The organism is Mesorhizobium sp. 113-3-3 (assembly GCF_016756495.1).
Classification (GTDB): Bacteria; Pseudomonadota; Alphaproteobacteria; order Rhizobiales; family Rhizobiaceae; genus Mesorhizobium.
In genome coordinates, this window is the sequence record NZ_AP023243.1 from 3,881,831 (window position 1) to 3,895,945 (window position 14,115).

The 14,115-nt window shown below is 63.3% G+C and carries 12 protein-coding genes and 1 riboswitch; of the genes, 3 read left to right on the plus strand and 9 right to left on the minus strand.

What is annotated here, in order from left to right; translation table 11 throughout:
* Window positions 1-8 precede the first annotated feature (8 nt).
* Window positions 9-377: a glycine cleavage system protein GcvH gene (gene gcvH / locus JG746_RS18865; RefSeq protein ID WP_202354177.1), complete on the minus strand. Its 369-nt coding sequence runs from the start codon at window positions 375-377 to the stop codon at window positions 9-11.
* Between the two features lie 5 nt (window positions 378-382).
* A complete protein-coding gene (gene gcvT / locus JG746_RS18870; RefSeq protein ID WP_202354178.1) occupies window positions 383-1,483 on the minus strand; it encodes a glycine cleavage system aminomethyltransferase GcvT in 1,101 nt (366 codons plus the stop codon).
* Window positions 1,484-1,632: 149 nt separating this feature from the next.
* A riboswitch (glycine riboswitch) is annotated at window positions 1,633-1,719 on the minus strand.
* A gap of 240 nt (window positions 1,720-1,959) precedes the next feature.
* Here gcvT and JG746_RS18875 point away from each other — a divergent pair.
* Window positions 1,960-2,961: a hypothetical protein gene (locus JG746_RS18875; protein WP_202354179.1), complete on the plus strand. Its 1,002-nt coding sequence runs from the start codon at window positions 1,960-1,962 to the stop codon at window positions 2,959-2,961.
* On the opposite strand, the gene JG746_RS18880 is transcribed toward JG746_RS18875, so the two are convergent.
* The 7 genes from JG746_RS18880 to JG746_RS18910 form a co-directional block, all read right to left on the minus strand.
* Complete coding sequence (locus JG746_RS18880; RefSeq protein WP_244730326.1) at window positions 2,958-3,365, minus strand: GNAT family N-acetyltransferase; 408 nt, start codon at window positions 3,363-3,365, stop codon at window positions 2,958-2,960. The genes JG746_RS18875 and JG746_RS18880 overlap by 4 nt on opposite strands.
* Before the next feature lie 29 nt (window positions 3,366-3,394).
* Window positions 3,395-4,186, minus strand: coding sequence for a molybdopterin-binding protein (locus tag JG746_RS18885; RefSeq protein WP_202354180.1), 792 nt, complete (start codon window positions 4,184-4,186; stop codon window positions 3,395-3,397).
* A 1-nt stretch (window position 4,187) separates the two neighbouring features.
* A complete protein-coding gene (locus tag JG746_RS18890; RefSeq protein ID WP_202354181.1) occupies window positions 4,188-5,069 on the minus strand; it encodes a cytochrome b/b6 domain-containing protein in 882 nt (293 codons plus the stop codon).
* Window positions 5,070-5,166: 97 nt separating this feature from the next.
* The gene (locus JG746_RS18895) at window positions 5,167-5,844 is read right to left on the minus strand and encodes a DUF1345 domain-containing protein (RefSeq protein WP_202354182.1); all 678 of its coding nucleotides are present in this window, start codon (window positions 5,842-5,844) and stop codon (window positions 5,167-5,169) included.
* A gap of 31 nt (window positions 5,845-5,875) precedes the next feature.
* Window positions 5,876-6,343, minus strand: coding sequence for a YaiI/YqxD family protein (locus tag JG746_RS18900; protein ID WP_056572226.1), 468 nt, complete (start codon window positions 6,341-6,343; stop codon window positions 5,876-5,878).
* A 62-nt stretch (window positions 6,344-6,405) separates the two neighbouring features.
* Window positions 6,406-6,975 (minus strand): S-(hydroxymethyl)glutathione synthase, encoded by a 570-nt coding sequence (gene gfa, locus JG746_RS18905; RefSeq protein ID WP_096446550.1) that lies wholly within the window; start codon window positions 6,973-6,975, stop codon window positions 6,406-6,408.
* Window positions 6,976-7,042: 67 nt separating this feature from the next.
* On the minus strand, window positions 7,043-8,170 hold the full coding sequence (locus JG746_RS18910; protein WP_096446548.1) for an S-(hydroxymethyl)glutathione dehydrogenase/class III alcohol dehydrogenase: 1,128 nt from the start codon (window positions 8,168-8,170) through the stop codon (window positions 7,043-7,045).
* A 199-nt stretch (window positions 8,171-8,369) separates the two neighbouring features.
* On the opposite strand from JG746_RS18910, the gene JG746_RS18915 reads away from it, so the two are divergent.
* Both JG746_RS18915 and dnaE read left to right on the plus strand, forming a co-directional pair.
* Window positions 8,370-10,382 (plus strand): acetyl-CoA carboxylase biotin carboxylase subunit, encoded by a 2,013-nt coding sequence (locus tag JG746_RS18915; protein ID WP_202354183.1) that lies wholly within the window; start codon window positions 8,370-8,372, stop codon window positions 10,380-10,382.
* 166 nt (window positions 10,383-10,548) lie between these two features.
* Window positions 10,549-14,076, plus strand: a complete 3,528-nt coding sequence (gene dnaE, locus JG746_RS18920) for a DNA polymerase III subunit alpha (protein WP_202354184.1) — start codon at window positions 10,549-10,551, stop codon at window positions 14,074-14,076.
* The last annotated feature ends 39 nt before the right edge of the window (window positions 14,077-14,115 follow it).

A 14,115-nucleotide genomic window follows, 5' to 3' on the forward strand; every position in this document is an offset into this window, starting at 1 on the left:
TCCTGATTTCAGGCGATATGGGCTTTGTAGGCGGCCTCATCCATGAGGCCGGCGAGCTGGCTTTCGTCGGCGAGCTTCATCTTCCACAGCCAGCCGGCGCCGGTGGCGGCCGAGTTGACCAGCGACGGGTCGGAAGACAGCGTGCCGTTGGCCTCGGTGATCTCGCCGTCAACCGGCGCGTAAACGTCAGAGGCCGCCTTGACGGATTCGACCACGACGGCGGTATCGCCCTTGGTCAGCTTCTTTCCGGTCTCCGGCAGTTCGACGAAGACGAGGTCACCGAGTTGCTCCTGCGCGTAGTCAGTGATGCCGACGGTGGCGATGCCGCCTTCGACGCGGAGCCATTCGTGATCAGCGGTGAAATAGGTCGTTGCCATGAAATCTATCCTTTGCGGTAGCGATGAGGGGTGAAGGGCAGGGAACTGATATCGACGGGAATCTTCGTGCCGCGCACATCGGCGAACACCCGTGTGCCAGGCTTTGCCAGCGATGCGGCGACATAGCCCATGGCGACCGGATGGCCGGCCGAGGGCCCGAACCCACCCGATGTGACATGGCCCGCAGGATTGCCGTCGGCGTCGAACAGCGCAGCGCCGGCACGCACCGGCTGGCGGCCGTCTGGTTTCAGCCCGACACGCTTTTGCGCCGGGCCGCGTTCGACGGCGGCGCGCAGGGCGTCTGCGCCGATGAAAGCGCCGGACGCGCGGATCTCCTTGGGGATTGCCCACATCAGCGCGGCTGCGGCCGGATCTGTCTCCGGGGTGATGTCCTGGCCATGCAGGCAAAGCCCGGCCTCGAGCCGCAGGCTGTCGCGCGCGGCAAGGCCGATCCATAGAACGCGCTCATCCTCGAGCAGCTTCGCGACAAGGGCGCGCGCATCGGCTTCTGGCAGGCCGATCTCGAAACCGTCCTCGCCGGTATAGCCCGACCGGCTCATGAACCAGTCTTTCCGCGGCTCGACCCCGTGCATGAACAGCAGCGCGCCGGTCTCGATGCCGGCACGGGAGAGTGCCGCCCAGGCTTCCGGACCCTGGATGGCCAGGAAGACGCGGTCGAGCGGCTCGACCTCGACATCGAAATCGGCGGCCAACTCACGCAGATGCTTTTCGTCGGCGACGGCGTTGCCGGCATTGGCAACCACCATGAACCTGGTATCGCCGAGCCGGGTGACGATCAGGTCGTCGAGGATGCCGCCGGCCTCATTGAGGAAGAAGGACAGTTTCGACTGCGAGATTTCGAGCACGCCGGCATCCAGCGGGCAAGCGCGGTTGAGCAGCGCAACCGCCTGCGGCCCGCTGACCTCGAACAATTTCATGTGCGAGATGTCGAAGAGGCCGGCATGCTCGCGGGTATGCAGATGCTCCTTCATGACACCGGCCGGATAGGTCAGCGGCATCGACCAGCCGGCAAAGGCGCCGAACCGCGCACCAGCGGCTGTGTGGATATCTTCGAGGGGAAGGTGTTTTGAGTCGTCGCCCGTCATGTCGTCTCCAGAGTCGCACGCAATCGGCCGCGAATGGCGACCAGTCCGTGCCCCTCTGTCTGAAGCCTGAGAGACTCGCGCAGCCGGAACTCTGTCAGCGGCGCTTACACCTTCGGCGCGGGGGCAAGCCCCGACTTTCCAGAGTGTCTTTCCCGTCTACGGTTCTTTTGCCTGAGAGATTTCGGGCGATTTCCCCTTCGGCGGCAGCTCTCGCTGCTCTCTCCCGCAAACAGGTAGGACTCAGAACCCCGAGCCCTCGACGCGCCATCCATAGCCCGTCGGCGACACCTTGTCACCTCCCAGCGACATTTAAAGCGCGTCGCTGAAACGGATCGAGCCCATGCGCTCTGGCTGCGCATTTCGGGCGACATGCCTTGGCAGGCAAGTCTTCGCTAACCACGCCGTTTGCCGGTTTTTCAAGACACTCCTGATATAGCAGGCACGATGTAAGGCTTCGGGGCGGACGGGGACGACAGATGGGCGAATTGATCATGAGCGCGCCGGTGGCGGGGCTGACCTCGAAGAATCGCATCGCCTCGGAGGACGTGGCGATGCTGCGTCGCGACGTGTTCGCCGATGGCGTGGTGACACGAGGCGAGGCCGAGGCGCTGTTCGCTCTTGACCAGACAGCCCAGGACAAATGCGCGGAATGGGCACCGTTCTTCGTCGAGGCGGTGACCGACTACATCGTCCATCAGGAAAAGCCCTCGGGCTACATCTCGCAGGAGAATGCCGACTGGCTGGTCCGCACCATTTCGCGTGACGGCATGGTCGACAGCCGCACCGAACTCGAATTGCTGGTCCATGTGCTGGAAGAGGCGAGGTCCTCGCCGGGCAAGCTTTGCGTCTACGCGCTGGAGCAGGTTGCGCACGCCGTCATCGACGGCAAGGGACCGCTGATGCTGGGCGGCGCGCTGGTGCCCGGACTGATCGCCAAGGCGGAAGTCGAATTGCTGCGGCGTATCCTCCACGCCCATGGCGGCGACGGCAACATCGCCATCACCCGCGGCGAGGCCGAGGTGCTGTTCAGGATCAATGAACAGACCGCCCAGGCCAAGAACGATCCGTCCTGGAACGACCTGTTCGTCAAGGCGATCGCCAATTTCGTCATGTGCTCGGCCGGCTATGAAGCGCCGACCCGCGACGTGGCGCTGCGCCAGGAAAACTTCCTCGAACGCGCCGATCCGCAAATCGGCGGCTTCTTCAGCCGTATGGTCTCCGGCGGCCTTGCCGGCATCATCGAGGCCTACCGGTCGCCCGATGACATCGAGGCCGAATGGGAAGCCAAGAACAGGGCGGCCGAGGCCTTGGCCCGCCGTGCCGAGACCATAGATGCCGGCGAAGCCAAATGGCTGGTCGAGCATATTGGGGCGAACCGACCCTTGTATGAGAACGAGCGTGCACTGCTGACCCTGATCAAGCATGCCTCGCCGGAGATCCATCCGGCGCTGAGGCCGCTGCTCGAGAAAGTCGCCTAAAGCGCGCCGTCGGCTGCTATCGTTTTACAAAGGATGATGTTGGAGTGGCCTTCGGGCCATTCCGAGAGTTCGGCGATGCGCTGGAAGCCAGCCTTCTCATAGAGACCCGGCGCCTGGAAGTCGTGGCTGGAGACCCAAATTCTCCTGACGCCGCGATCGATTGCCTCAGCGACAAAAGCGCTGAGCAACTGGCTTGCATAGCCGCGACCTCGATAGGCCTCGTCAATCCACATCAATGTCAGCTCGGACGTATTCGCCCAAGAGTAACCGGCAGCAACGCCGATCGCGTTTCCCGCGCCGTCGCGAATAACGAAAGTCAGCCCCCGGTCATCGGCGCGGTCTGTCGCGCGCCGGTTGTCGTTGTGGAGGCGTTCCTCGAGCCAACTCAACTCGATCGGCGACAAATCGTGCTCGGCGTGTATGCGAGCGGTCATCAAATTCCGCCATACCAGTCGTAGCCATTGTCTTCCCAATAACCGCCGCGGCCGCCGCCGACATTGGCGAAGCCGTCGACCAGTTCGATCTTGTAGAGATATTTCGGCATCTTGTAGCCGAGCTGGCGCTCGACGCGGACGCGCAGCGGCGCGCCATTCTCGACCGGCAAGGGTTTGCCGTTCAGGCCATAGGCGAGGATCGTCTGCGGATGGCGGGCGTCGATCAGGTCGATCGTGCCGTAATATTTGATGTCGCCGGACAGGCTGCGGTCGATCGTGTCGAGGCAATGGAACATGACATAGCGCGCCTCAGGCTTGACCACCGCCTGGTCGAGCACCAGCGACAGCGGCGTGCCCGTCCATTTGGCGATGCAACTCCAGCCCTCGACGCAGTCATGGCGGGTGATCTGGGTGCGGCTCGGCATGTTCTGAAGCTGTTCGCGGCTGAGCGACAGCGGCTTTTCGACGAGGCCCGAGACTTCCAGCCGCCAGTCGGCGAAATTGTTGGCGAGCAGACCCTTGTAGGTGTCATCGTCAGGCGCGGTGACGCCGTTCGGCCGCTGCGGCTGGCGGATATCGGCCTCGGTGAATTCCGGCGCCAGAGCGTCACGGCCGGCAAGCAGGCGCTGCGCGCGATATGTCAGGCCATTGGCGTTTTCGAGGAAGCTGCGCAGGCCGCTGCCGATGCTCAACTGGCTGTCGAAGGCGTCGCAACCCGACAGCATGATGCCGGAGGCGCCAAGGCTGGCTGCGGTCAGGAATTTCCTTCGACTGATCTGGAATTTCGCCATGTCAGGCACTCCTCTCGGTGGTCTTGTCGTCATGCGCGGGAGGGTCGGTGCGGTACCAGCCGGTGATGATCGAGCGCAATTCGTTGATCGGGCCGGCGGCCAGGATCATCAGGATGTGGATGATGAAGAAGCCGACGAGCAGCAGCATGACGGTGAAATGGATGGTCCGCGCCGTCTGCCGTCCGCCGAGCACCTCGTTGAGGAAGGGCAGCACCGAATTCATGCTGGGCGACATGGCAAGGCCGGTGATGATCATCAGTGGCAACAGCACGAACAGCACCCCGCCATAAGCCATCTTCTGCAAGGTGTTGTATTCGCGCGTATGGTGGAATTTCAGCTTGGCATGGTCGACGATGTCGCGTGGCAGCCGCTTGAGCTCGTCGAGGCGCGGGGCGAGATCGCGCCTGATATGGCCATTGACCAGGCCGGCGACCAGCCAGACGAGCAAGGTCGTCGTCAGGATCCAGGCGAAGAAGAAGTGGATGACGCGGGCGGTGCCGAGATCATAGTAGGACGGGATGGTCGCCCAGGACGGGAAGCCGCGCGCCGTCTCGTTGCCTGGCGGACCCGACCAGCCAAGCACGCCGGTCGTGTCGAAGCGGTGCCCGAAGATTGCCGTGTAGCCGCGCGGCCCGGTGCTCGTGTTTTCGGCGCCGATTTCGAAGATGGTGTTGTTGTAGCCGAAGCCGGATTGCTTGCCGATGTAGAGCTGCGGCCGGGCGTTGAAGATCTGCAGGCCGGAAAGCAGCATGAAGAACAGCGAGATGGCCCAGATCCAGTGCGTCAGCCGCGTCCAGCGCGATTGCCGGTAGATCAGCGTGCTGTCGCTCGACACGGGAGCGTCCGGCCCGGTGGCGGATTGGCTTCTGGCAACGGATTCCATCTTGTCTCGTCTCCCGGCGTCACGGCGTGGCCTGCGCGTTCATTGTCCTCCTGATACGTCGCGATCCAAACCGATGTTTCACCCGATCACGGATTTATTACGGACCGCCCAGGCTGACAGCGAGATTGACGGCCGCGGCGACAATGACGGTGTTGAAGAAGAACGACAGGATCGAGTGAACGAGCACGACACAACGCATATGCGTGGTCGATATGTTGGTGTCAGCGGTTTGCGCGGTCATGCCGATGACCGTCGAGAAATAGAGGAAATCCCAGCCTTCCGGGCGCTTGTCGCCTGGAAACAGCAATCCGCCGACCGGGATTTTCGTCTTGGTTTCGGCGTCGACCGCATCGCCGTCCATCCAATAGACATGCGCATAGTGAAGTGCGGCCATGGCATGGATGGTGAACCAGCCGAGCGGGATCGACAGCAGCGCGAAACCGAGCTCGACGGAGTTGCCCCTGTTCTTCTGATTGATCAGGAGGAACAGTGAGATAACTGCGACCACAACGACGACGAACGTCACGGCGAAGATGACCAGCACCGGCTGGTCGGTTGCGCGGGCATTCTTGCTCAGATATTTGCCGGTGAATTTGGGCATCTGGCTGACGACGAGAATGACGTAAGCGGCGAAAAAGGCGTTGGCGCCGATCGAATAGGCCAGCTGGGCATGCAGCAGCAACGCGACAAGGAACGCAAGCGCACCGAAGCACGCCGACATTGCAAACAGCATATGCCGCTGCATGGGTTTTGGGATCGGAGGTTCGGCGGCCATGGCGGTCTCCACCCTGGATGGCGCTCTGTTTCTAGCTGGGTGTGGCGGATTTCAGGGCGCGCCGCAAGATACGGTCGAGTTCGCCGAGGAACCGCGAACGGTCCTGCGGCGCGAAAGAGGCATTGTAGCCCTTGCTCTCGCCGGTTTCGCGCAAATGCTGCTTGAGGTCGCGCATGGCCACCGCCATGCCGATGGTTTCGGGCGTGAATGGCCGTCCGGTTGGCCCGAGCACGTGGGCGCCGAGCGCTACCGCACGAGCGGCGAGCGGAATGTCCGCCGTCACCACGACATCGTTGGATTTGGCGTTCTCGACGATCCAGTCGTCTGCGGCGTCGGCTCCCTTGGAGACCACGACATTGCGGATCATCGGGTCGCGCGAGGGCCGCAAGCCGCCATTGGAGACGTAGGTGACGACGACGCCAAGGCGCTCGGCGACTTTTTCGACCTCGGCCTTGACCGGGCAGGCGTCAGCGTCGACGTAGATGGCAGGTGCGGGCATAGTCTCTCCGAAACGGACAGGGGCCGGAACGTGTCCGGCCCCTGCTTGAAATCTTATAGCGTTCAGGCCGGCAAGGCGCCTGACTTCTTCGCCGTCCAGGTGGCGATATAGTCCATCAGGCCGGGGTTGAGGCAGTCATAGGGTTCGAGCCCGATCGACTTCAACTGCGCCCGGATGCCGTCCATCCGTTTCGGGTCGACGCCGGATTCGATGATCGACGAGACGAAGGCGGTGAAGCCCGGCGGTGACCAGCCATCCTCGACGAAGCGCTCGGGGTGGATGAAGGACAAGCCCTTGAACGGATGGTCGCGCTCGACCGGACCGTGCATATGGACGCCGCAGCCGGTGCAGGCATGGCGCTGAATCAGGGCCGAGGGGTCGACCACTTTCAGCTTGTCGCCGTTCTCGGTGACGGTGACGTCGCCGGTTCCGGCAACGGCCACCACCGAGAATATGGCGCCTTCCGGCTTCCAGCATTTGGTGCAGCCGCAGGCGTGGTTGTGGGCGATCTGGCCCTTGACCTTCACCTTGACCGGCTTGCTGGTGCAGGCGCAGACCAGCGTGCCGCCGGCAAAGCTCGCGCTCTCCTTGGGCAGGCCATTGTCGATTTTCGGATGCAGTTTCTCCGCCATTCTTTTCTCCTCCCAGTTTTGAACCACAGAGGTCGCTGGCCGGTCGGTCGGCGGCGTGTGGCTTGCTTCAATAAACGACGACGCTTCGGATCGACTTGCCCTCATGCATGAGGTCGAACCCCTTGTTGATGTCTTCCAGTTTCAGCAGATGGGTGATCATCGGATCGATCTGGATCTTGCCGTCCATGTACCAGTCGACGATCTTCGGCACGTCGGTGCGGCCGCGCGCGCCGCCGAAGGCGGTGCCCATCCAGGTGCGGCCGGTGACCAGTTGGAACGGGCGCGTCGAAATTTCCTGGCCGGCGCCGGCGACGCCGATGATGACCGACTTGCCCCAGCCGCGGTGCGAGGCTTCCAGCGCCTGGCGCATCACCTTGGTGTTGCCGGTGCAGTCGAACGTGTAGTCGGCGCCGCCGATCTGGTCGGCGCCGCGCTTGGTCATGTTGACGAGGTGAGGGACGATGTCGCCGTCGATCTCCTTCGGATTGACGAAATGCGTCATGCCGAACCGTTCGCCCCATTCCTTCTTGTCGTTGTTAAGATCGACACCGATGATCATATCGGCGCCGGCCAGTTTCAGGCCCTGGATGACATTGAGGCCAATGCCGCCCAGGCCGAAGACCACCGCGGTCGCGCCTTGCTCGACCTTGGCGGTGTTGATGACGGCGCCGATGCCTGTGGTGACGCCGCAGCCGATGTAGCAGATCTTGTCGAAGGGGGCGTCCGGGTTGACCTTGGCTACCGCGATCTCGGGCAGAACGGTGAAGTTGGAGAAGGTCGAGCAGCCCATATAGTGGAAGATCTTGTCCTTGCCGATCGAGAAGCGCGACGAGCCGTCGGGCATCAGGCCCTGGCCCTGCGTGGCGCGGATCGCCGTGCACAGATTGGTCTTGCGGGACAGGCAGGACGGGCACTGCCGGCATTCCGGCGTGTAAAGCGGAATGACGTGGTCGCCCTTCTTGACCGAGGTGACGCCCTTGCCGACATCGACCACCACGCCGGCGCCCTCATGCCCCAGGATCGCCGGAAACAGGCCTTCCGGATCGGCGCCCGACAGCGTGAACTCATCGGTGTGGCAGATGCCGGTCGCCTTGATCTCGACCAGCACCTCGCCCTCGCGCGGACCGTCGAGGTCGACCTCCATTATCTCCAGCGGCTTTCCGGCGGCGACAGCGACAGCGGCGCGGGTTTTCATCAGGCGTCCTCCAATGCGAATTTTTTTCCAAGGTTTCAGGTTTTATCGACACGATCAACTGGAAGCTGGTTCCGAGACTGGGCCACAGCGAAGAATTGGAATCGCAAATCGATTGAAAGCCAGTGATTTGCATGGCCGGCTTGACCCCGCAAGCACAGGTCATAAAAGGAACGACCGACCGGAGGGGAATGACCTCAGCATGTTCACGAAAATCCTGATCGCCAATCGTGGCGAGATCGCCTGTCGCGTCATCAAGACGGCGCGCAAGATGGGGATTGCCACAGTCGCGGTCTATTCCGATGCCGATCGCGATGCCGTGCATGTTGAGATGGCCGACGAGGCGGTGCATATCGGGCCTTCGCCGGCCGCGCAGAGTTATCTTGTCCCTGAGAAGATCATCGCGGCTTGCAAGGAAACCGGGGCTCAGGCTGTGCATCCCGGTTATGGCTTCCTGTCCGAGCGCGCTGCCTTCTGCGAAGCGCTGGAGAAGGAAGGCATCGTCTTCATCGGCCCGAAGCCCAAGGCGATCAAGGCGATGGGCGACAAGATCGAATCGAAGAAGTTCGCCAACGCGGCCGAGGTTTCGACCGTGCCCGGCTGGCTTGGCGTCATCGAGAATGCCGACCACGCCGAAAAGATCGCCGGCGAGATCGGCTATCCCGTGATGATCAAGGCCTCGGCCGGCGGCGGCGGCAAGGGCATGCGCATTGCCTGGAACCAGTCCGAAGTGCGCGACGGTTTTGACCGCGCTCGCTCCGAGGCCAAGAGTTCGTTCGGCGACGACCGTGTGTTCATCGAAAAGTTCGTTGTTGATCCGCGCCATATCGAGATCCAGGTGCTGGCCGACGCGCATGGCAACGCGCTCTATCTCGGCGAGCGCGAATGCTCGATCCAGCGCCGCAACCAGAAGGTGGCGGAAGAGGCGCCGTCGCCGTTCCTCGACGCCAAGACGCGCAAGGCGATGGGCGAACAGTCGGTGGCGCTGGCCAGGGCCGTCGACTACCAGAGCGCCGGCACGGTCGAGTTCATCGTCGACAAGGACAAGAACTTCTATTTCCTTGAAATGAATACACGATTGCAGGTCGAGCATCCGGTGACCGAGCTTGTCACCGGCATCGATCTGGTCGAGCAGATGATCCGCGTCGCCGCCGGCGAAAAGCTTGGCCTGAAGCAAAGCGACATCAAGCTGGATGGCTGGGCGGTGGAAAGCCGGCTCTATGCCGAGGATCCCTATCGCAATTTCCTGCCGTCGATCGGCCGGCTGACGCGCTACCGGCCGCCGGAGGAAGGGCAATTCGGCGATGTCGTCATCCGCAACGACACCGGCGTCACCGAGGGTTCCGAGATTTCGATGTTCTATGACCCGATGCTCGCCAAACTGTGCACCTGGGCGCCGACACGGCTCGAGGCAATCGATGCCATGTCGGAAGCGCTCGACAGCTTTGTCGTCGACGGCATCGAGCACAACATTCCGTTCCTGGCGGCGCTGATGCAGCATCCGCGCTGGCGGGAAGGGGCGATATCGACCGGCTTCATCGCCGAGGAATACCCCGACGGTTTTGCGCCCGTCGTGCCGAGCGGCGAAGAAAAGGCCGTTCTCGCCTCGATCGTGACCGCGGTGGAACTGTTGCGCCGCGACCGGCTCGACCGGCTGGGCGGGCGGCTGGCACCGCATTCGGGCGTGCTCAAGCGCGACTGGGTGGTGAAGATCGGCGAGGACCATCTCCAGGCGTCCATCCTCGAAGGCATGATTTCCATTCCGATGGAGATCGACCTGTCGATCGACGGCGGCAAGGCGCTGACCGTTTCATCCGACTGGCGGCCGGGCGACCTGATCTGGCGCGGCACGGTCGGCAAACGCTCCGTCGTCGCCCAGATCCGGCCCGTCGCCAACGGTCTTCGCATCGCCTGGAAAGGCATGTCGGTGACCGCGCGCGCCATGCTGCCGCGTATCGCCGAGCTCGAAAGACTGATGCCGGAAAAAGTGGCGCCGGACACGTCGAAACTGCTGCTGTGCCCGATGCCCGGCCTCGTCGTGTCGATCGCCGTCGCCGAAGGCCAGGAGGTCAAGGCCGGCGAGACCTTGGCCGTGGTCGAGGCGATGAAGATGGAAAACGTGCTGCGCGCCGAACGCGACCTGGTCGTGTCGAAGCTCAACGCCAAGCCGGGCGACAGCCTGGCGGTGGACGCCGTGATCATGGAATTCGCCTGAGGTCTGTTGATATTCGGGTGAGGCCGGCCTGACCTGAATCTCAACAGACCTTAGCCGGCAGGCCGCAGCAAGCCTGTGGCTGACTGTCGTTTGTGCTGGACTGGTATCGTCGGGTCCCGGACAATACATCTCCATCGACTCAGAGCCTTCGGCAGCGCGAGAAACCATGGCGGATGACAGACTTCCACGCGATCCTCTGAAGCGCGAAGCCGCGATTGCGGCTGCGCGTCCGGAGGTGCCGGCGCGGCCCTTCGTGCATCTGCGCGTGCATTCGGCCTATTCGCTGCTCGAGGGCGCGCTTCAGCTCGGCAAGATCGTTGGTCACGCGGTGAAGGACGAGGCGCCTGCGATTGCCGTCACCGACACCAACAATCTTTTCGGCGCGCTGGAATTCGCGCAGAAGGCGGTCAAGGACGGCATCCAGCCGATCATCGGCTGCCAGATTGCGCTCGCCTTTTCCGGTGAAAACAGCGACGGCCAGCGCGATCGCCGCCGGCAAGGCCCGGAGATGCGGCCGGTCGTGCTGCTCGCCGCGACCGAAGCCGGATATTCCAATCTGGTCAGGCTGGTCAGCCGCGTTTATCTGGAAACGCCGCCCGGCGAGGCCGTGCACCTGACAACCGAGATGCTGGAGGGTAAGGCCGATGGGCTGATCTGCCTGAGCGGCGGGCCGCGCGGCCCGATCGGCAACGCCTTGAAGGAGGATCGCCGCGATCTGGCCGAGGTGCGGCTTTTGGCGCTCAAGGCACTGTTCGGCGACCGGCTCTATGTCGAGCTGGACCGGGTCGCGGGCTACGATCGGGTCATCGAGCATCAGACGATCGATCTCGCCTATGCGAATGAGCTTCCGCTGGTCGCCACCAATGAAGCGTTTTTCTCGTCGCGCGACGATTATGAGGCGCATGACGCGCTGATTGCCATTGCCGAGGGCTCCATTGTTGCCGTCGACACCCGCCGCCGGCTGTCGCCGGACAATTTCCTGCGCAGCCAGGCCGACATGGCAAAGCTGTTCGCCGACCTGCCGGAAGCGATCGACAACACGGTCGAGATCGCGCAGCGCTGTTCCTATTATCCGAAGACCCGCAGCCCGATCCTGCCGCGCTTCACCGGCGGTGATGCCTCCGACAAGGACGCGGCCGAAAAGGCCGAGGCCGCCGAGCTCGCCCGCCAGGCGCGGGAAGGGCTCGACGCGCGGCTCGCCCTGCACGGACCGACGCCGGGCTACACGGTCGAGCAATATCGCGAGCGGCTCGAATTCGAGCTCGGCATCATCGAGAAGATGAAATTCCCGGGCTACTTCCTGATCGTTGCCGACTTCATCAAATGGGCCAAGGCGCAAGGCATTCCGGTCGGGCCGGGCCGTGGTTCGGGCGCCGGGTCGCTGGTCGCCTATTCGACGACCATCACCGATATCGATCCGCTGCGCTTCTCGCTGCTGTTCGAGCGCTTCCTCAATCCCGACCGCGTGTCGATGCCCGACTTCGACATCGACTTCTGCCAGGATCGTCGCGAAGAGGTGATCCGCTACGTCCAGCAGAAATACGGCCGCGACCAGGTCGGACAGATCATCACTTTCGGTACGCTGCAGGCCCGCGCCGTGCTGCGCGACGTCGGCCGCGTGCTGCAGATGCCCTATGGCCAGGTCGACAAGCTGTCGAAAATGGTGCCGCAGAACCCTGCCAATCCGGTCAAGCTCGCGGATGCCATCGCCAACGAGCCGCGTTTTGCCGAAGAGGCCGAGAAGGAGCCGATCGTCCAGACGCTGCTCGACATGGCGCAGAAGCTGGAAGGGCTGTACCGCCACGCCTCGACACACGCCGCCGGCATCGTCATCGGCGACCGGCCACTGTCGGAACTGGTACCGATGTACCGCGATCCGCGCTCCGACATGCCGGTCACCCAGTTCAACATGAAATATGTCGAGCAAGCCGGGCTGGTGAAGTTCGACTTCCTCGGCCTGAAGACGCTGACCGTGCTGGAGACGGCGGTGAAGCTGATCCGCCGGCGCGGCATCGACATCGACCTGGCGACGATCCCGCTCGACGATCCCGAGACCTACGCCATGCTGTCGCGCGGCGAGGTGGTCGGCGTGTTCCAGGTGGAAAGTGCCGGCATGCGCAAGGCGCTGATCGGCATGCGGCCCGACTGCATCGAGGACATCATCGCGCTCGTCGCTCTCTACCGCCCGGGCCCGATGGAGAACATCCCGACCTACAACGCCAGAAAGCATGGCGAGGAGGAGATGGCCTCGATCCATCCGAAGATCGACCATCTGGTGAAGGAGACGCAAGGCGTCATCGTCTACCAGGAACAGGTCATGCAGATCGCGCAGGAGCTGTCCGGCTATTCGCTCGGCGAAGCCGATCTTCTGCGCCGCGCCATGGGCAAGAAGATCCGCGCCGAGATGGACAAGCAGCGCGAGCGTTTCGTCTCGGGCGCTGTCGAGCGAGGCGTCAGCAAGCCGCAAGCCGACTTCATTTTCGACCTGCTGGCCAAATTCGCCGACTATGGTTTCAACAAGTCGCACGCCGCCGCTTACGCCGTCGTCTCGTATCAGACGGCCTATCTCAAGGCGCATTATCCGGTCGAGTTCCTGGCGGCGTCGATGACGCTCGACATGGGCAATACCGACAAGCTCGCCGACTTCCGCCAGGATGCGTTGCGCCTCGGCATCGAGGTGCTGGCGCCGTCTGTTATGACCAGCTTCCGGCCCTTCGAGGTCGGCGAGAACCGGATCTATTATTCGATGGCGGCGCTCAAGGGCGTCGGCGATGCGGCGGTCGAGCACATCGTTGCCGTGCGTGGCGAGAAGCCGTTCAAGAATCTCGCCGATTTCTGCGAGAGGGTCGACCCCAAGATCGTCGGCAAGCGCGTCTTCGAAAGCCTGATCATGGCTGGCGCGCTCGATTGTTTCGGCCACGACCGCGCCCAGTTGCTGGCTGGCGTCGAACGGATGATGGGGCTGGCGTCACTTGCCCAGCAGAATGCCGTTTCCGGCCAGGCCGACATTTTCGGCGCTTCGCTCGGCGCACAGTCGCAGGCGCTGAACCTGCCGGTGACGGATCCATGGCTCGCCGCCGACCGGCTGCACCGCGAATTCCAGGTCGTCGGCTTCTATCTCTCGGCCCATCCGCTCGACGAATACAAGGCGGCTTTGCAGAAGATGCGGGTGCAGAACTGGGCGGAGTTCTCGGCCGCGGTCAAGCGCGGCGCTTCCGCCGGCCGTCTGGCCGGCACGGTGACCAGCAAACAGGAGCGCAAGACGCGCACCGGCAACAAGATGGGCGTGGTGGCCTTTTCCGACACCTCCGGCCAGTACGAGGCCGTGCTGTTTTCCGAGGCATTGGCGCAGTACCGTGACCTTTTGGAAGCCGGCCGATCCGTCGTCATCACCGTTGCGGCCGAGGACAGGCCCGAGGGCGTTAATTTGCGGATCAATTCCGTGCAATCGCTGGAGGAGGAGGCAAGCCGCATCCAAAAGGCGCTGCGCATTTTCGTCAGGAACGATGGGCCCGCCTCGATAATCCAGTCCCAGCTCACCCAGCGCGGCGAAAGCCAGGTGAGCATCATCGTGATCAAGGAAGAGGCGCAGGGCGAGGTCGAGATCGCCTTGCAGGGCGGCTACCGGGTCTCGCCACAAATCGCCTCGGCGATGCGCGCCGTGCCCGGCGTGGTCGAAGTGGAACTGGTGTGACCGGGGCCCCTGGCAGGCGTCGGCACATGCCGCCCATGT

Coding starts and splice junctions, on each gene's coding strand:
- gcvH (WP_202354177.1), bottom strand. CDS start 377: ATGGCAACGACCTATTTCACCGCTGATCACGAATGGCTCCGCGTCGAA.
- gcvT (WP_202354178.1), bottom strand. CDS start 1,483: ATGACGGGCGACGACTCAAAACACCTTCCCCTCGAAGATATCCACACA.
- JG746_RS18875 (WP_202354179.1), top strand. CDS start 1,960: ATGGGCGAATTGATCATGAGCGCGCCGGTGGCGGGGCTGACCTCGAAG.
- JG746_RS18885 (WP_202354180.1), bottom strand. CDS start 4,186: ATGGCGAAATTCCAGATCAGTCGAAGGAAATTCCTGACCGCAGCCAGC.
- JG746_RS18890 (WP_202354181.1), bottom strand. CDS start 5,069: ATGGAATCCGTTGCCAGAAGCCAATCCGCCACCGGGCCGGACGCTCCC.
- JG746_RS18895 (WP_202354182.1), bottom strand. CDS start 5,844: ATGGCCGCCGAACCTCCGATCCCAAAACCCATGCAGCGGCATATGCTG.
- JG746_RS18900 (WP_056572226.1), bottom strand. CDS start 6,343: ATGCCCGCACCTGCCATCTACGTCGACGCTGACGCCTGCCCGGTCAAG.
- gfa (WP_096446550.1), bottom strand. CDS start 6,975: ATGGCGGAGAAACTGCATCCGAAAATCGACAATGGCCTGCCCAAGGAG.
- JG746_RS18910 (WP_096446548.1), bottom strand. CDS start 8,170: ATGAAAACCCGCGCCGCTGTCGCTGTCGCCGCCGGAAAGCCGCTGGAG.
- JG746_RS18915 (WP_202354183.1), top strand. CDS start 8,370: ATGTTCACGAAAATCCTGATCGCCAATCGTGGCGAGATCGCCTGTCGC.
- dnaE (WP_202354184.1), top strand. CDS start 10,549: ATGGCGGATGACAGACTTCCACGCGATCCTCTGAAGCGCGAAGCCGCG.